The 17,401-nt window shown below is 65.9% G+C and carries 16 protein-coding genes; 7 read left to right on the forward strand and 9 right to left on the reverse strand.

Translation table 11 applies throughout. The annotated features are described in order from the left end of the window. Window positions 1-28: 28 nt before the first annotated feature. Window positions 29-562: a MarR family winged helix-turn-helix transcriptional regulator gene (locus AC07X4_RS03790; RefSeq protein WP_494739279.1), complete on the reverse strand. Its 534-nt coding sequence runs from the start codon at window positions 560-562 to the stop codon at window positions 29-31. Between the two features lie 330 nt (window positions 563-892). Between AC07X4_RS03790 and AC07X4_RS03795 the strand changes: the two genes are divergently transcribed. Then, complete coding sequence (locus AC07X4_RS03795; protein ID WP_494739280.1) at window positions 893-1,858, forward strand: ketopantoate reductase family protein; 966 nt, start codon at window positions 893-895, stop codon at window positions 1,856-1,858. Window positions 1,859-1,870: 12 nt separating this feature from the next. Here AC07X4_RS03795 and metE read toward each other — a convergent pair whose 3' ends face one another. Next, the gene (metE, locus tag AC07X4_RS03800; RefSeq protein ID WP_494739281.1) at window positions 1,871-4,264 is read right to left on the reverse strand and encodes a 5-methyltetrahydropteroyltriglutamate--homocysteine S-methyltransferase; all 2,394 of its coding nucleotides are present in this window, start codon (window positions 4,262-4,264) and stop codon (window positions 1,871-1,873) included. Between the two features lie 108 nt (window positions 4,265-4,372). Here metE and AC07X4_RS03805 point away from each other — a divergent pair, with 108 nt between their 5' ends. Continuing rightward, entirely contained in the window at window positions 4,373-5,311 is a 939-nt protein-coding gene (locus tag AC07X4_RS03805) for a LysR family transcriptional regulator (RefSeq protein WP_494739282.1), read from the forward strand. Here AC07X4_RS03805 and AC07X4_RS03810 read toward each other — a convergent pair. Then, window positions 5,289-5,720, reverse strand: a complete 432-nt coding sequence (locus AC07X4_RS03810) for a nuclear transport factor 2 family protein (protein WP_494739283.1) — start codon at window positions 5,718-5,720, stop codon at window positions 5,289-5,291. The two genes, AC07X4_RS03805 and AC07X4_RS03810, sit on opposite strands and share 23 nt — an antisense overlap. 97 nt (window positions 5,721-5,817) lie before the next feature. Here AC07X4_RS03810 and AC07X4_RS03815 point away from each other — a divergent pair, with 97 nt between their 5' ends. Both AC07X4_RS03815 and AC07X4_RS03820 read left to right on the forward strand, forming a co-directional pair. Then, complete coding sequence (locus AC07X4_RS03815; protein WP_494739284.1) at window positions 5,818-6,684, forward strand: LysR family transcriptional regulator; 867 nt, start codon at window positions 5,818-5,820, stop codon at window positions 6,682-6,684. A gap of 110 nt (window positions 6,685-6,794) precedes the next feature. After that, complete coding sequence (locus tag AC07X4_RS03820; RefSeq protein ID WP_494739285.1) at window positions 6,795-8,096, forward strand: M20/M25/M40 family metallo-hydrolase; 1,302 nt, start codon at window positions 6,795-6,797, stop codon at window positions 8,094-8,096. A 65-nt stretch (window positions 8,097-8,161) separates the two neighbouring features. Here AC07X4_RS03820 and AC07X4_RS03825 read toward each other — a convergent pair whose 3' ends face one another. From AC07X4_RS03825 to AC07X4_RS03840, 4 genes are all read right to left on the reverse strand, one after another. Next, window positions 8,162-9,127: a 2-hydroxyacid dehydrogenase gene (locus AC07X4_RS03825; RefSeq protein WP_494739286.1), complete on the reverse strand. Its 966-nt coding sequence runs from the start codon at window positions 9,125-9,127 to the stop codon at window positions 8,162-8,164. 76 nt (window positions 9,128-9,203) lie between these two features. Continuing rightward, the gene (locus AC07X4_RS03830) at window positions 9,204-9,668 is read right to left on the reverse strand and encodes a nuclear transport factor 2 family protein (protein WP_056062526.1); all 465 of its coding nucleotides are present in this window, start codon (window positions 9,666-9,668) and stop codon (window positions 9,204-9,206) included. A gap of 153 nt (window positions 9,669-9,821) precedes the next feature. After that, window positions 9,822-10,733 (reverse strand): 5-dehydro-4-deoxyglucarate dehydratase, encoded by a 912-nt coding sequence (gene kdgD, locus AC07X4_RS03835; RefSeq protein ID WP_056062529.1) that lies wholly within the window; start codon window positions 10,731-10,733, stop codon window positions 9,822-9,824. A gap of 49 nt (window positions 10,734-10,782) precedes the next feature. After that, complete coding sequence (locus tag AC07X4_RS03840; protein WP_056062533.1) at window positions 10,783-11,754, reverse strand: Bug family tripartite tricarboxylate transporter substrate binding protein; 972 nt, start codon at window positions 11,752-11,754, stop codon at window positions 10,783-10,785. Window positions 11,755-12,133: 379 nt separating this feature from the next. Here AC07X4_RS03840 and AC07X4_RS03845 point away from each other — a divergent pair, with 379 nt between their 5' ends. Further along, a complete protein-coding gene (locus tag AC07X4_RS03845; RefSeq protein WP_494739287.1) occupies window positions 12,134-13,231 on the forward strand; it encodes a lactonase family protein in 1,098 nt (365 codons plus the stop codon). Between the two features lie 101 nt (window positions 13,232-13,332). Then, window positions 13,333-14,325 carry a Bug family tripartite tricarboxylate transporter substrate binding protein gene (locus AC07X4_RS03850; protein WP_494739288.1) on the forward strand — a complete coding sequence of 331 codons (993 nt, stop codon included), beginning with the start codon at window positions 13,333-13,335 and terminating at the stop codon, window positions 14,323-14,325. A gap of 69 nt (window positions 14,326-14,394) precedes the next feature. On the opposite strand, the gene AC07X4_RS03855 is transcribed toward AC07X4_RS03850, so the two are convergent. Further along, entirely contained in the window at window positions 14,395-14,718 is a 324-nt protein-coding gene (locus AC07X4_RS03855) for a helix-turn-helix domain-containing protein (protein WP_436077431.1), read from the reverse strand. A 229-nt stretch (window positions 14,719-14,947) separates the two neighbouring features. Between AC07X4_RS03855 and AC07X4_RS03860 the strand changes: the two genes are divergently transcribed. After that, window positions 14,948-16,984, forward strand: a complete 2,037-nt coding sequence (locus tag AC07X4_RS03860) for a tetratricopeptide repeat protein (protein ID WP_494739289.1) — start codon at window positions 14,948-14,950, stop codon at window positions 16,982-16,984. Window positions 16,985-17,018: 34 nt separating this feature from the next. Here the strand turns inward: AC07X4_RS03860 and AC07X4_RS03865 are convergent, their stop codons facing one another. Beyond that, entirely contained in the window at window positions 17,019-17,345 is a 327-nt protein-coding gene (locus AC07X4_RS03865) for an EthD family reductase (protein WP_056745076.1), read from the reverse strand. Between the last annotated feature and the right edge of the window lie 56 nt (window positions 17,346-17,401).

Genomic DNA, 17,401 nt, shown 5'->3' on the forward strand with positions numbered 1-17,401 from the left:
CTCCAGGGGGCAGGGCAACAGGGCGGGGTCAACCGGCTGCTGGTTCGGTGGGTGAGGGGGGCTGCTGGCGCAGCGCTTCGCCGTTGGCCAGCATGCGGCGCAGCATGGCCAGCAGCAGCTGCCACTCGTCGTGGCTGAAGTCGCTGAGGTGGCCGTTGAGCACGTCGGCCAGCACGGGCGGCACCAGGGCAGCAATGCGCTGGCCTTCCGGTGTGAGCCTGAGCTGCACGACGCGGCGGTCCACGGTGGAGCGCTCCCGCACCACCAGGCCCTTGGCTTCCATGCGGTCGAGCGATCGGGTCATGGAGGCGGGGTCGGTCTCCAGGTCACGCGCCAGGCTGGCCACGGTGGCGGTCTCGCACAGCGACAACTTGAACAGTGGCAGCCATTGGGCGTAGGTGAGTTCGTGCAACGCCAGCTGGGCATCGGCCTGCGTGCGGATGGACGACATCACCTTGCGCATCAGGTAGCCGACGCTGTTTTCGGGCACCAGCTTGCTGGGGTCGTAGTGCTCGGCGTTGTAGAACGCGGGGGCTTGGCTGGGTTCGGGAGGGGCTGACATGGGTGGGAAATTTAATTGACTAGACAATTATTGTCTTTGCATTGATTAAATTCCTGACACTGGAGAGGGGCCTTTGAGCGGGGTGGGAGCACACGAACGGGAGGTAACGGACGGGGGTTCGCGGTGCTGAAAATGGCGCGAGTGAAGGGAGTGCGCCCCTGAAAGCAGCCTTGCAGAATGTCAATTTGCTACGTATTTGATAGCTGATAAGGCATGTTCGACTAGCGCATCAGCCCAAAAAACCTTGATTTTTGGTGCGCAGGCTGCCGCCGATATAGTGAGGCGCCTTGTTGACCGCCCCTTCTGTGACTTGCCCACCGGGACACCGCCATGACCGCTGCTGCTGATTCATCTGCCTCCCTGCCCACTGCCTTGGACATTGCACCGCCCCTGCGCTTTGCCGTGATGGGCGCGGGTGCCGTGGGCTGCTACTTTGGTGCCTTGCTCGCCCGGGCGGGCCATGCCGTCACGCTCATCGGGCGGCCCGCCCACGTGCTGGCCGTGCGTGACAACGGTCTGCGGCTGCAGACGGCGGCGATGGATGTGCAGGTGCCCCTGGCGGCCAGCACCGAGGCCAGCGCGGTGCACGGCGCGGACGTGGTGCTGTTCTGCGTGAAGTCGTCCGACTCGGAAGACGCCGCGCAGCAGATTCGTCCCCACCTGGCGCCTGGCGCGCTGGTGCTGACCTTGCAGAACGGTGTGGACAATGACGAACGCGTGCGCGCCGTGCTGGACGCCAGCACCCCCGTGGCAGCCGCGGTGGTCTATGTGGCTACTGCCATGGGCGGCCCCGGGCACGTGGTGCACCATGGCCGGGGCGAGTTGGTGATCGCACCTTCGCCGCGCAGCGACGAGGTGGCCCGCCAGCTCACGGCGGCGGGCATTCCCACCCAGGTGTCAGACAACGTGCGTGGCGCGCTCTGGGCCAAGCTGGTGCTCAACAGCGCCTACAACGCGCTGTCTGCACTGTCGCAACAACCCTACGGCCCGCTGGTGCAGGTGCCCGGCGTGACGCAGGTGATTGCCGACATCGTGGCCGAGTGCCTGGCGGTGGCGGCTGCTGACGGAGTGACGATTCCGGGCGATGTGCAGGCGGCGGTGCGCGGCATTGCCAGCACCATGCCCGGCCAGTATTCGTCCACCGCACAGGACCTGGCGCGGGGCAAGCCCACCGAGATCGACCACCTGAATGGCTATGTGGTCAAGCGCGGCGCCGCCTTGGGCGTGCCGACGCCGCTGAACCACGCGCTGCAGGTGCTGGTCAAGTTGGCCGAGATCAAGCGCGCTGCGGGCTGAACCGGGGGGCCGTCAGGCCAAGGCCGCCTCTTCCAGCAACCGCTCGCGCACTTCCTGCGCGGCCTGCACCATGTGGCGCAGGGCGGCTTCGGTCTCGGGCCAGCCCCGGGTTTTGAGGCCGCAGTCGGGGTTCACCCACAGGTGCTCCACGGGCACGACCTCGGCGGCTTTTTCCAGCAGCGCAGCCATCTCCTGCACGCCAGGCACGCGGGGCGAGTGGATGTCGTACACGCCGGGGCCGATCTCGTTGGGGTAGCGGAAATCACCGAACCCCTGCAGCAGCTCCATGTCCGAGCGGCTCGTCTCAATCGTGATCACATCCGCGTCCATGGACGCGATGGCGGGCAGGATGTCGTTGAACTCGCTGTAGCACATGTGGGTGTGGATCTGCGTGTCGTTGCGCACGCCGCTGGCACTGATGCGGAAGGCGCGCGTGGCGCGCTCCAAATAGCTCTTCCACCCCGCGCGGCGCAGCGGCAGGCCTTCGCGAATGGCGGGCTCGTCGATCTGGATGATGGCAATGCCTGCGGCTTCGAGGTCGCACACCTCGTCGCGGATCGCCCAGGCGATCTGGTCGGCCGTGGTGGCGCGGGGCTGGTCGTCGCGCACAAAGCTCCACTGCAGGATGGTGATGGGGCCGGTGAGCATGCCCTTCATGGGCTTGGTGGTCAGGCTCTGGGCGAACTGCGTCCACGCCACGGTCATGGGGGCGGGGCGGGCTACGTCGCCGTAGATGATGGGCGGCTTCACGCAGCGCGACCCATAGCTTTGCACCCAGCCGTTGGCGGTGAAGGCAAAGCCGTCAAGCTGCTCGCCGAAGTATTCGACCATGTCGTTGCGTTCGGCTTCGCCGTGTACCAGCACGTCGATGCCCAGGGCTTCCTGCTTGTGCACGGCCAAGGCAATTTCCGCTTCCATCTTTTGTTGGTAGTGGGCTGCATCGAGCGCACCGCGCTTGAAAGCGGCGCGTGCGGCGCGGATCTCGGCCGTCTGCGGGAACGAGCCGATGGTGGTGGTGGGCAGCAGCGGCAGCTTGAGCCGTGCGCGCTGGGCCTTTTGCCGAGCAGGGAAGGCGTTGGCGCGCTGATCGGCCCCTGGCGCGGCCGCGGCAATGCGGGCCGCCACGGTGGCGCGGTGCACACGCGGGCTGGCGCGGCGGGCGGCCAGGGCGGTGCGGGCGGCGTGCAGTTCGTCGTCTACCGCCGCTTCGCCTTGCGACAAGGCGGTGGCAAGCACGCGCAGCTCATCGAGTTTTTCCACCGCAAACGCCAGCCACGACTTCACCTCGGCATCCAGCTGCGTCTCGGCCTGCAGGCTGAACGGCACATGCAGCAGAGAGCACGACGGTGCCAGCCACAACTCGCCCTGGTGCTTGTCGGCCACGGGGCGCAGTTTGGCCAGCGCCGCATCCAGGTCGGTGCGCCAGATGTTGCGGCCGTCCACGATGCCCACCGACAGCACTTTGTGCGACGGCAACCAGTCGGCCACGCCCACCAGCTCGTCGGGCGCGCGCACGGCGTCCACATGCAGGCCGGCCACGGGCAGTTGGCAGGCCAGGCGCAGGTTCTCGGCCAGCGGCGAGAAGTAGGTGGCCAGTAGCAGCTTGGGCGCTGTGCGGGCCAGCTGCCAGTAGCTGGGCTCAAAGGCGTGGCGCCACACGTCGGGCAGGTCCAGGCCCAGGATGGGTTCGTCGATCTGCACCCATTCCACGCCCTGGGCCTTCAGGCGTGCCAGCACGGCTTCGTACACGGGCAGCAGGGACTCCAGCAGGCTGAATCGGTCGAAGCCCGCCGTTTTGGATTTGCCCAGCCACAAGAAGCTCAGCGGCCCCAGCAGCACGGCCTTGACGCGGTGGCCCAGTGCTTGGGCCTCGGCCACTTCGGCAAACAGGCGCTCACTGGCCAGGTGGAACTGGGTGTGGGCGCTGAACTCGGGCACGAGGTAGTGGTAGTTGGTGTCAAACCACTTGGTCATCTCCAGTGCGGGCTGGCCGGTGGTGGGGTGCTTTGCTTGGCAACCGGCGCTGCAGCCTTGGTGGTCGTCTGAGGCGTGCGCCGACACACCCCGCGCCATTGCAAAGTAACGCGCCAGCTCGGGCGTGTGGCCGTCAAAGCCAAAACGCGCAGGCTCGCAGCCCAGCAGCTGGATGTGGTTGGCCACGTGGTCGTACAGCGCAAAGTCGCCCACGGTCACACAACCCAGGCCTGCATCGGCCTGTGCTTGCCAGTGTTGCTGGCGCAGCTGGGCGGCGGTGGCTTGCAGCTCGGCCTCGGTGCTGTCGCCCCGCCAGAAGGATTCGAGCGCGAATTTCAGCGCACGATGCGCCCCCATGCGCGGAAAGCCCAGGGTGTGCGTGAGCACGGGGCGGCGGGTGGCGGCTGCTACGGCGACTGCGGCGAGCGACATGGTGATTTCCTTCTTCTGAATCGAGCAATGCAATGAAGGCACTGATGGTCGCGCGGGCTCGTTTATTATTCAAACGAAAGTTTTAGTCGATCAACTTGAAAATTAATAATGAACCAGTCAATCCTGGAAGTGCGCCACCTGCGCACCCTGGTGGCCCTGCGCGACAGCGGCAGCCTGGTGCGGGCCGCGCAGCTGCTCAACCTCACGCAGTCGGCGCTGTCGCACCAGATCAAGCTGCTGGAAGACCGCTACGGCCAGCAGCTGTTCGAGCGCAAATCGGTACCGCCGCAGTTCACTGCCGTGGGCGAGCGGCTGCTGGCCCTGGCCGATGCCATGCTGCCCCAGGTGGAAGGCGCCGAGCGCGACATCGCCCGCCTGGTGCTGGGGCAGGGTGGGCAGATGCGCATTGCGGTGGAATGCCACACCTGCTTTGACTGGCTGATGCCCGCCATGGACGCCTTTCGCACCCGCTGGCCCGAGGTGGAGCTGGACATCGTGAGCGGCTTTCATGCCGACCCCGTGGGCCTGCTGCACCAGGGCCGGGCCGATGTGGCCATCGTGTCCGAGGTGGATGCCGACGAGGCGGGCGTGGACTACCACGCGCTCTTTGGTTTCGAGATCCGCGCGCTGCTGGCCAACACGCACCCGCTGGTGGCCAAGCCGCACCTGGTGGCGCAGGACTTTGCCGACCAGACCATCATCACCTACCCCGTGCCCGACGAAATGCTCGATTTGATCCGCCAGGTGCTGGAGCCCGCCGGCGTGCGCCCCCCGCGCCGCACCACCGAGCTGACGGTGGCCATGCTGCAGCTGGTGGCCAGCGGGCGCGGCGTGGCGGCGCTGCCGCTGTGGGCGGTGCAGAGCTACCTGGACCGGGGGTATGTGACGGCGCGGCCCATTGCGGCAGGACCTGGCGAAAAAGGCCTGCGCGGCGAGCTGCACGCGGCCAGCCTGCCCAGCCTGTCGGGCAAGCCGTACCTGCAGGACTTTGTGCAGGTGACGCGCGAGACCAGTTTTGTCACGCTCAAGGGCGTGGAGCTGTTGTGACCGGATCAGGCGCGTACTTGTCGCCCACCTCTTCGCGCAGCGGGTATGTGTCATAGACGATGTTCATGTCGCGGATGCGGGTGCTGCCCGCGTCGAACGTGAACACATCCACGCAGGTGAACGTCACCTCGCGCCCATCGTTCAAAGTCCAGTCGTAGCGGAAATAGGCGGCCACCCGCACGGCGCCACCGTTGTCTGGTTGCGCGGAGACAAACAGATCCAGCACGGTGATCACGCTGCCGCTGGAAGCCTGGCCGAGCTTTTGGAAAAAGTCGTTCGCGCGCATGGTGCCCAGAAAGGGCGAATGCACCACGCCATCGTCTTCAAAGCAGGCAATCAGCCCGTCGGTGTGGCTGGCATGCAGGTGGGCGAGGTAGGTGCGGACGGTGTCGATGGGGTTGTGGCTCATACGTGGCGATGCAAAGGGCGTGGAGTGGAGTGCGTAGCTTCGCCAACTCCGCGCCGCACGACAAGAGACAATGGTGGCTTATACATAAAAGGTGTTTATGTATCTGCGCTACCTGCAATACCTCCATGCGGTCATCGAACAAGGCTCGTTCGCCTTGGCGGCCAAGGCCTGCGGCGTGTCGCAGCCTGCGATCAGCCATGGCATGAAGGCGCTGCAAGCCCACTTTGCGCAGCCCTTGCTGGTGCGGGAGGGGCGCCGCCATGTGCCCACCGACCTGGCCCGGGCCGTGGCTGCGCAGGCCCTGCCCCTGGCACAAGGGGTGGAGGCGCTGCCCCGCGCGCCAGTGGTTGCGGCAGACCGATACCTGCTGCGGGTGGGGCTCACGTCTTCAGCGGCGCTGGTCTGTGGACCGCTGCTGTATGCCAGCTGGTGTCTGCCCAACACCCGGCGCTCGCTGGAGATGGCGACGGCCGATGAAGGCAGTCTGCTGGACGGCCTGCTACAGCGGCGTTTTGATGCGGTCATTGCCCCCAAACCGCGCAAGTTTGCGCATCCCGATGTGGCGGAGCGCCCCCTGTACGAGTTGCATCCCCAGGTCTATGCGCGCAAGGGCCACCCATGGGTCCGGGCCCAGTCGCTGGCGCAACTGCAGGGCGCTGCGTGGGCCTGTGTGGGGCCCAGTGTCAGCGGACCGGTGGATGTGTTGACGGAAGCGCACCGTGTGCGCCGCATGCCCGCGCCCAAGATGTCCGTGCGCTGCCCCGACTTTGCCAGCCTGTTGCACCTAGTGGCGCAGTCCGACCTGCTGGCTGTTGTGCCGCACCCTGCGTTGCTGGGCGGCGCGTCCACGCTGGTGGCGCCCCTGCGGCTGGCGGAATCTCTGCCGCTGTATGGCATGTGGCTGTTTGAACCCAGGGGCCACAAGTCACGACTGGGCCCCGAGGTGTTTGCGCCTGCGGGCTGAGTCTGGCGCGCAGGCGCTGACCGAAACATTGCAAGGAGGATCAGTGTTTGAAATTGGTGTTGCAAGACTCCATAATCGCTTTCCTCATCTTTTCACCGAGCCTTCGCACCATGCACCATCCGCAGCGCCGCCCACACTCAGCCCCTTCGTTTGTCCGCCCCCTGATGACCTCGCTGGCGCTGGCGTTTGCCGCCGCCGTGGCCCACGCTGCGCCGGTGGCTGATGTCCATGCGCTGGCCCAGAAGGAGCAGCAGCCGCTGCTCGACACCCTGCGTGACCTGGTGCATATCGAGTCGGGCAGCAAGGACATCGAAGGCCTGAACCAGATCGCCGAGCGCATTGCCAGCCAGCTCAAGCAACTGGGCGGCACGGTGGATGTGCTGCAAACCAGCGACATCTACCGCCTCGACGACACCCCCGAGAAGGTGGGCCCTGCAGTGCAGGCCGTGTTCAAGGGCACGGGCAGCAAGAAGATCATGCTCATCGCGCACATGGACACGGTGTACCTGAAAGGCATGCTCAAAGGCCAGCCGTTCCGCATCGATGGCGACAAGGCCTATGGCCTGGGCATTTCGGACGACAAGCAGGGCATCGCGCTCATCATCCACACCGTGGCCTTGCTGCAAAAGCTCAACTTCAAGGACTACGGCACGCTCACCGTGCTGATCAACGGCGACGAAGAAATCAGCTCGCCCGGCTGGCGCAGCACCATCACCCGTGTGGCATCCGAGCAGGACGTGGTGTTGTCGTTCGAAGGCGGCGGCACCGACGGCACGCTGCGCCTGGCCACCAGCGGCATTGGGGCGGCCTACCTCACGGTGCAGGGCAAGGCGTCGCACGCCGGGGCCAAGCCCGAGGATGGCGTGAACGCGCTGTATGAGCTGTCGCACCAGTTGCTGCAAATGAAGGACTTGTCCAAGACCGACGAGGGCCTCAAGCTGAACTGGACGGTGTCCAAGTCAGGTACCAACCGCAACGTGATTCCGGCCGAAGCCACGGCCCAGGCCGATGCGCGCGCGCTGCGTGTGGCGGACTTCGACGGGCTGGAGAAAGGCCTGCAAGAGAAGGTCAAGAGCAAGCTGCTGCCCGCATCCAAGGTGGATGTGAAGTTTGAAGTGCGCCGCCCGCCGCTGGAGGCCAGCGACGCATCCCGCCGCGTGGCGGGTTACGGCAAGGTCATTTACCAGGAGCTGGGCATGTCGCTCAATGTGGTGGAGAAAGCCACGGGCGGCGGCACCGACGCAGCGTTTGCGGCGCTCAAGACCAAGGGCGCGGTGGTGGAGGGCATGGGCCTGTCGGGCTACGGCGCGCACTCCAACGATGCGGAGTACGTGCAGATCAACACCATCGTGCCGCGCCTGTACCTGGCCACGCGCATGATCATGGACATCTCGCGCGACCGCGTGAAGTGACACGCTGAGCGGCCCCCCGCCCTCCCTGTGAGGGCAGTAGCGTTGCCCAGAGCGCAGTGGCCGGCTCAGGCGCCCGGCGTGCCTGGCACCGGCGTCCGCACGGCGCCGGTCGCAAAGAAGGATGCCAGATTCTCCAGCACCAGGTCGGCCATGGCGCGCCGTGTTTCATGCGTGGCGCTGGCGGTGTGCGGGGTCAGCACCACGTTGTCCAGCGCCATCAGCGCGGCGGGCACGCTGGGTTCGTTCTCAAACACGTCCAGCCCGGCGCCGGCAATGCGGCGCTCGGTCAGCGCATCGATCAGTGCCGCCTCGTCCACCACAGTGCCACGCGCCACATTGATGAGAAATCCCTTGGGGCCCAAGGCCTCCAGCACATCGCGGTTGACGAGGTGGCGCGTTGCAGCGCCGCCTGCAACGGTGAGCACGAGGTAGTCGGCCCACTGCGCCAGCGCGGTCACCGACTCGAAGTACGGCAGTGCGCATTCCTGTGCCGGGCGGCGGTTGTGGTACCCGACCTCCATGCGAAAGCCGCTCGCACGCTCGGCCACGGCCTGCCCGATGCGGCCCATGCCCACAATGCCCAGCCGCTTGCCGGACACGCGGGTGCCCAGTGCGTATCTGGCCTTCGGCCATTCACCACGGCGCACAAAACGGTCGCTGGCGGCCACGTGGCGTGACACATCCAGCATCAGTGCGAACGCCATGTCGGCCACACAGTCGTTGAGCACGCCGGGTGTGTAGCCCACCTGCACACCACGGGCCTTGGCTGCATCGATGTCCAGCGCATCAAAACCCACGCCGAAACTGCTGATGACCCGAAGGTTGGGCAGTGCCGCAATGACTTCGCCCTTGAGGCCGATGGCTGCGGTGGTCACCACCCCCGTGAACTCCGCACCGTGCGACGCCAGAAAAGCCGCCGGATCGGTCTGGTCGGCCAGGCAGGCGACGCTGTAATGGGCCGCCAGTTCGGCCTCCAGTGCAGGAAGGGGCAGGCGGCCGATTTGCAGGATGCGATGGGGAGTCGTGGTCATGGTTTCGTGGGGCAACAGTGCCAAAAAATGCAAGGGGCGGCATACGGCGGCACACAGCCGCCCCGATGTGTCTACATCATGCCGCGACGCGCACGGCCTGGCGCGCCAGCAGCTTCCACTGGCCCCCTTGCTGTTGCCACACGCCCAGGATCTTGATCTGCACCTTACCGGGCTTGCCCGAGTCGTTGGTGTCGGCCGTGAGGGTGTGGCGCACGATGGCGGTGTTGCCCACCACCTTGATGGTCTGGTCGGTGATGGCGATGGTCACGAAGTCGGACTTGCCAGCGATCAGGTCGCCGATGAAGCTGTCCTTGGTGTCCACGCGGCCGCCCGAATGGCCGTAGCTCAGGTCGTCGGCGACGAGGGCGGTCAGTGCAGCGGGCGTGGGGTCAATCATGGCCACGCGCAGCTTTTCTGCGGCGGCAGCCACTGCCTGTTCGGTCGATGCCGAGGAGGCTGTAGCTGCCGCACCCGTGGCGCAACCTGCGAGCGCGGCAATGGTCACGGCAGCGGCCGCGGCGAGAACGATTTGCTTGAACATTTTGTCTGTCTCCGTTGTTGTGTTGGGGTTTTGGGAATGGGCGTGCCACGACTGCCTCCGGACCTGTGCACGGCCGGGCCCGGGGTGTAGGGGTGTCTGCAATGGGAGCAAAAAACGAGGGCCTGGTGTACCAGGCCCGGCGCCAGACCGCGCTTACTGCGGCCCGAGCTTGTCAATCAGCGCCTTGAGCTCTTCCATCTCGTGGGGCTTGAGGTCCGTCAGCGGCGCCCGCACCGGCCCGCCGTCATGGCCCACGATGCGCGCCCCCGCCTTGATGATCGACACGCCATAGCCCTCCACCCGGTTGCGGATGGCCAGGTACGGCATGAAGAACGACTTGAGCAGCCGGTGCTGCGTGGCCGTGTCATCGCTGGCCACCGCCTTGTAGAACTCCATCGCCGTCTTGGGGATGAAGTTGAACACCGCCGACGAATACACCGGCGTGCCCAGCGCCTTGTAGGCAGCGGCATACACCTCCGCCGTGGGCAGACCGCCCAGGTACGAGAAGCGGTCCCCCATCTTCATGTAGATGGAAGACATGGTCTCGATATTGCCCACACCGTCCTTGAACCCCACCAGGTTCGGACAACGCTCGGCCAGGATGGCCAGGGACTCGGCCGTAAGCTTGGTGCGGTCGCGGTTGTAGACGATCACACCAAACTTCACGCTCTTGCAGACCTGCTCCACATGGGCGATCAGGCCTTCCTGGCCAGCTTCGGTCAGGTAGTGGGGCAACAGCAGGATGCCATGGGCGCCCAGGCGCTCGGCCTCCTGGGCATGGGCAATGGCCGTGCGGGTGGGGCCACCGGCACCGGCAATGATCGGCACCTTGCCCCGGCAGGTATCCACGGCCGTCTTGATGACCTCGCTGTACTCCGGGCCCGAGAGCGAGAAGTACTCGCCGGTGCCACCGGCGGCAAACAGGGCGCTGGCGCCATAGGGGGCGAGCCACTCCAGGCGCTCGATGTAGGTCTTGGGGCGGAAGTTGCCCTGCTCGTCGAAGTCGGTGATGGGGAACGAGAGCAGGCCGGAGCCCATGATGGTTTTGAGTTCTTGCGGGGTCATGGTCATTGCAGCGGGAGAGGATGGTGAATGAAACGGGTGTCTGCGGCGCTCAGTCGAGCTTGATGTTGGCGGCCTTCACCACGCTGGCCCAGCGCGCGCGTTCCTTGGCGAAGAACTGGTCCTGTTCGGTGGAGGTCATGGTCACCACTTCGGCGCCCTGGCCGGCCAGGCGCGAGCGGATCTCGGGTGCGCGGATGGCAGTGATGAGCGCCTTGTTGAGCTTTTGCACGACCGCATCGGGTGTGCCGCGTGGCAGCAGCACGCCTTGCCAGGTGCCGGACTCGTAGCCGGCCACACCTTGCTCGGCAATCGTGGGCACGTCACCGATCAGCGGCATGCGGGTGGACTTGGAAACGCCCAGCACCTTGAGCTTGCCGTTTTGTACCTGGGGCAGGGTGGCCAGCATGCCGTTCATCAGCACCTGGGTCTGGCCCGCCACGGTGTCCTGAATCGCGGTGACGCCGCCCTTGTAGGGGATGTACTGCCAGCGTGCGCCGCTGGCGCGCTCCAGCGCCACGCCGGCAAGGTGGGGAGCGCTGCCGGTGGCCGTCACGGCAAAGTTCAACTCGTTCTTCTTGGAGTAGGCGATCAGCTCCTTGAGGTTGTTGACCGGCACAGAGGGGTGCACCACCAGCAGGTGGGGCGAGTAGGCCAGCATGGTCACACCACGCAGGTCTTTGGAGGGGTCGAAAGACAGCTTGGTGTAGACGGAGGGGCTGATCGCCAGCGCGCCCACATCACACAGCAGCATGGTGTAGCCATCGGGCTCGGCTTTGGCCACAAAGTCGGCACCCAGGTTGCCATTGGCGCCGGGCTTGTTCTCGACGATCACGCTCTGCTTGAGCGATTCGGACAGCGCCTGGCTGATCGAGCGCGCAATGATGTCCGAGCTGCCGCCTGGTGGGTAGGGCACCACGATGCGCAGTGTCTTGGCAGGCCATTCAGCGGTCTGGGCCGTGGCAGAAGCTGCCGCCAGAGCGGCAGTGCAGGCCAGAAGAATTGCGCGACGTTGCAGGCTCATGGAATGTCTCCGTGTGTTTGTGTTGTTAGTCATCGTACAACTAGGTCGAAAAATATGCAATCCATGTCGGTGTCATTCAGTGCATGTTTAGGGGGATTTCAGGGTTTGTACTGAGATTTCTGGCCCAAAAAATCCAGAAATTGTTGACTGGCGGGTGTTTCGAGGTTGTACGTGACCTCGGGTAATCCCCTTCTCTGTCAGCGCTGAAGATGGGTCAGAATGCATTCCTTGTTGTATGACGACATATCACAATCACACGATGCTGCAGCAATGAATCGCCCTGCGAATGGCGTCTCCGGGCGCAGCAGAACCACCACAGCCTCACTGGCGGGCGCTTCGGAGTTGCAGTCCAGCCGAAGGCACTACCAGGGGACCGAGCATGAGCATCCCATTTCGTATCCATCACCGCGTCGCGCCCGTGATGCTGGCCGTCGCAACCGCGCTGGGCGTACAGGCGGTGCAGGCAGCCACCTGGGTGTACGTGGCCAATGCAGACAGCCAGGATGTGTCGGTGCTGGAGCTGGACCGCGCCGCCGGGACGCTCAAGCCCGTGGACACCACGGCACTGGGCGGCGCTGCCATGCCCATGGCCGTCAGCCCGGACAAGCGCGTGCTCTATGTGGCGCTGCGCTCGCAGCCGTTTCGGGTGGTCAGCCTGGCCATTGACCCGGCCAGCGGCAAGCTGCGTAAGCTGGGCGAGGCGCCGTTGGCCGACAGCATGGCCAATATCGACACCGACGCCAACGGGCGCTGGCTGTTCGCAGCCTCCTACCCCGGACACAAGATCACGGTCAACAGCATTGGCAAGGACGGTGTCGTGGGAGCGGTGCAGCAACTTATCCCCACCGCGCCCAACGCGCACGCCATCCACGCGGACGCAGCCAACCGCTATGTCTTTGCTACCAGCCTGGGTGGCGACCACCTCTCGGCCTGGAAGTTTGATGCAGAGACCGGCAAGCTCACCGCCCACGAGCCCGCGCTGACCCCCGTGGCGCCCGAAAAGTCCGGCCCCCGCCACTTTGTCTGGAGCGGCGACCAGCGCCACCTGTATCTGCTGGACGAACTGGATGCGGCCGTGCATGTGATGGCCTACGACAAGGAGCGTGGCACGCTGCGCCCGCTGCAGCGCACCACGGCATTGCCCGCAGGTTTTGCGGGCAAGCCCTGGGCCGCCGACATTCACCTATCGCCTGATGGCCGCACGCTGTATGCGTCGGAGCGCACGTCCAGCACGCTGAGCGCATTTCGCGTCGATGCCGCCACCGGGCAGCTGCAGCCCCTGGGGCATGTGCCCACCGAAAAGACGCCGCGCGGTTTTGCAGTGGACGCGTCTGGCCGCTTCCTGATCGCTGCGGGACAGGAGTCGCACCACGTCGCACTGCACCCCATTGACCCCGCGACAGGCCTTCCCGGTGTGCCCACCCGCGTTCCGGTGGGCAAGAACCCCAACTGGATCGAGATCGTCGATATGCCCTGAGCGGGTAAGGGCGTGCGTTCACAGGCTGCACCGACAACACGGCCTCCGCAGGCGCCCTCGCTCTTTGCCCCCTTTTTTCATTGCCCCTAGGAGACAAACACATGCAACGCAGAACCCTGGTTCAATCCGCAGCGCTGGCTGCTGCAGGCGCGCTGATGGCGCTGCCCGCCATGGCCCAGACCACCTGGCCCACCGGCAAAGCCATCAGCTACGTGGTGCCCTTTGCCGCCGGTGGCACCACCGACACCCTGGCCCGTCTGATCGGCCAGCAACTCGGCACAGCCCTGGGCACCACGGTGGTGGTGGAGAACAAGGGCGGTGCGGCCGGAAGCATCGGCTCGGAGGCCGCCGCGCGCTCGGCCCCGGATGGCTTCACGCTGCTGGGTGGCACGGTCAGCTCGCATGCCATCAACATCAGCCTGTACCCCAAGCTGGGCTACGACCCCATCAAGTCGTTCAGCCCCGTCACGCTGATCGGCACCAACCCGGTGGTGCTGGTGGTGTCGGCCAACAGCCCCCATAAAACCCTGAAGGACGTGCTGACAGCCGCCAAGGGCAAGCAGGGCGGCCTGTCGTCTGCGTCCGCCGGCACGGGCAGCTCGCAGCATCTGGCGGTGGAACTGCTGGCCTACAAGTCGGGCGTGAAGTTCACGCACATTCCCTACAAGGGCAGCGGCCCCGCCATCCAGGACGTGATCAGCGGCCAGGTGGACATGATGTTCGATACCACCGTGGTGGCCGCACCGCACATCCAGAGCGGCAAGCTGCGCGCCCTTGCCGTCACGTCGCCCAAGCGCCTGGCCTCCATGCCCGACGTGCCCACGGTGGCGGAGTCCGGCGTCGCCGAGCTCAAGGACTTCGAGGTGCAGTCCTGGCAGGCGATTTTTGTGCCGGCCGGCACGCCCACCCCAGTGGTGAGCCGCCTGCACGACGAGATCCGCAAGATCCTCGCCCAGCCCGACATGCAGACCCGCCTCAAGGGGTTTGGCATGGAGCCTGCCGACATGAGCGTGGCCCAGATCGCCACCTTCCAGAAGGCCGAAGTGGACAAATGGGCGCAGGTCATCAAGGCGGCCAATATCAAGGTGGACTGATCGCCCGGCCGATCCTGTTTTCTTCCTGTAGAGACTTGGCGGAACTGCCTTTGGGCCGTTCCGCCTTTTTTATTGCGGGTTGGGCGCTGGCGCGCTCGCGGGGGCGTCCGTCGATGGCGAGCGATGTGCGAGCACGAGATCGGGATGCTGTCCGGTGAGCAACAGAAACATCGCGAACACGGGTCCCTGCATGTTGCGCTCGTCGGTCATGCTCTCCAGCGCCTGCCAGGTGCGCGACTGCACGCCGCCCCGGCTGCCGGTCTGCAGTGGGTAGCCCATGAGTTCGGCAGCTTGCGCCTGGCTGAGCCCGGCTGCAACGCGCGCGGCCTTGAGCTGCTCGCCGGTGGGCACAGGCATCGCAAGGGCCATAACGGAAATGGGTGGCTGGGACATGGTTTGCTATAAAAAAAAGAGCTATTGGCGCATAGAGTATGGGCGCTACAGCCCATTTTTACTCAAAAACGGCAGCAGATATCCGGGTGTGGTGCTGGCACATCACTGGACAAAACAGAGAGGTGCCGCGATGCAGGCTGGCGGAGGGCGCTTCTAGAATTTGCTCGCACTTGACGAGCGTCAACACAAACAACAAGCCGCATTCCGAGCGGCATCCGAGGAGGGAGCCATGAGTTACACCATCCAGATCTGGGAGAAGCCCGCTGATTGGCCCTGGCCCGCCACCAAGGCCGAGGCGGACGCGCAGTACGAGCGCGTGGAGGCCGGCCCCCAGGTGCCGATGAGCCCCCAATTCACTGCCTGGGCCCGGGCCGTCGAACAGCGCTTTGCCGGGTTCTGGGACATTTACCTCGGTGGTCCTGACATCACCGACCGGACCTTTGGCGTCGGCATCAACACTCGCTTTCCGGATTGGGGCCCACCGTTTGACGATGGCTGGGAGCAGGCGGCCCGCCTGGGCCTGAATCTGTATGACCCACAAAGTGGCGTGCACTACCTGGCCAATGGCGACGCTCCTGAGGAGCCCGACTTGCAGGTGCGCCATGCGGTCCGTGCGCGCCAGGCGGGCGATGACGCCAAAGCCTGGGCCGAGTACCGGCGCTGGGCCTCGCGTGGCAACCCCCATGCGCTGTATGCGCTGGGTCGGGCCCTGCGTTTTGGCACCGTGGGCCAGCGCAGGCACTTTGACCTGGCGGCTGCACTGCAGCTCATAGGCGCGCACGATGCGGAGACCCGCAAGGACGCCCAAGCCTTCTACGAGCGCTTTCCGGACAAGGCCAAGGCCCGCGTTCAGGCTCTGATGGCGCGGCTGACGGCCGCCCCGGGCGAGACACTGCTGCAGATCGTGGACGAAGAGCGCAAGGCAGTCGATGACGCTGTGGCCCGCAGCGTGCAACTGGCCTTGTACTCGCGCAAGCGCATTGAAGCGGCAGACGCCCTGGAGCCCGCAGCGGCCCAGGGCCATGAGGTGGCAGCCTTTCTGCAGGCGCTGGAGACCGTGATCGGCTGGGAGCAGCCCAACTACGAGAACGCGCGCTCCTGGTGCCAGCGCGCTGCAGACTGGGACCATGAACCCGCCAAACGCCTGTTGGCCGTGATGTTCGAGCGCGGCTGGGGGGGACCGGCGGACGCGCAGCAGGCCGCCAAGTGGAACGCCGCCGCGCAAACGCAGCGGCAGCGGGCGCAGCAAAAGCAGCAGGCCCAGCAAGCGTCCGAATCGCCCGGCGGCCTCAGCCTGGCGCCCATGGCTGCGGATTCGTCCGCACCAGGTGCCGCAGCACCCCTGGTGTGGACTGGCAACCCCCTGCGCGACCTGCCGGGCTGGTACGCCCGCGAGGGCGATCCGCACGCCGCGTTCCACCTGGGCACCAGCGACGAGCATGGCCGCTATGGCGGCCCCGTGAACCTGGCCCAGGCCCGCGCCTGGTATGCCCAGGCGGCCGAGGCAGGCCACGCCGACGCCACCTACAACCTGGGCACCTTCATCGAAAGCGGCAAGGGCGGCCCCAAAGATGCCCTGGTGGCCAAGGCGTTGTTCATGCTGGCCAATACACGGGGCACCACCATGCAGGTGGCCGACCTGCGCATCAAGCCGCAAGAGCAGGGGCCCGTGCGGGCGCTGGTGATGGCACTGCGCGAGCCGGGGCGGCTGCGTGCCGTGTTGCAAGAGCGGGGACTCGCCCCGAATCCTCAGGCTGCTGGTGGGGCCGCCGCGCGGGTGGTGGGCGCAGCGGCAGCGGCGGGTCTGTCCGCAGGTGAATGGGGGCGGGGTGATGGCGCCCCGCCGTCGCCAGGTACAGCCAGGCCGCCAGAGCCACAGACTCCGCGTTCGCAGGCGCCCAGCCCATCGCGCAGCCGCACAGGCCCGACGCATCGCAGCGAAGAGGGCGACGAGGGCGATGCCCATGAAGATGCCCGCTATGGACGCTCCACCTCCACGTTCGCATGGCACCTGGGCCATGCGGCGCTGGGCATTGGTGTGGCCAATGGGGCATTGCTGATGGCTTTCTTCAAACCCGGAGCCAGCTTCCGCATGGGCATGCTGGTTCTGGGCCTGATCGCCGCGTTGGGCGCGTGGCGCACGGCGCGCGACTTTGACTGGTCGCCCCTGGCGCGTGCCGTGGTGGCGGTGCTGGCCGCCATCCCCTTGCTGGGCATGGGCGTGTGCCTGGGCCTGCTCTTCAAGGCCTTGCGCGAACGCGGGTAGTGGCGGACCCAACCACCGCATACCCCCGAGGCAGTCAGGCGGTCACAGGGTGCTCCAGCATCTGCGCAAAGTACGATTCGGGCTGGATGTTGGTGTAGTTGGGAATGTCTGCCGACAGCTCAGCCATAGTCGCCTTGGCGGCCGTTTGGGCCTGCTTCAGGTCGCTGAAGAACGCGTTGGTCAGCGCCACGATCTGGCCCGGGCGCGGCTCGCCAGGGTAGAGAACACGGTCGCTCTCCAGCCGCACCAGGCCCAGCGGCTGCAATGCTGCGCGGGCGATGCGCATGTGCTCGGAGTGGTAGTAGTCGTGGTTGAAGGTGGCGCCTTCACGCCAGCGGTAAACGGCGGTGACTTTGATCATCGGTGCTATTCCATCCAGTGTTGAAACCCGCCACCGTAGGGACAACACACCCGCCG

It is taken from the genome of Acidovorax sp. GW460-11-11-14-LB4 (assembly GCF_059423685.1).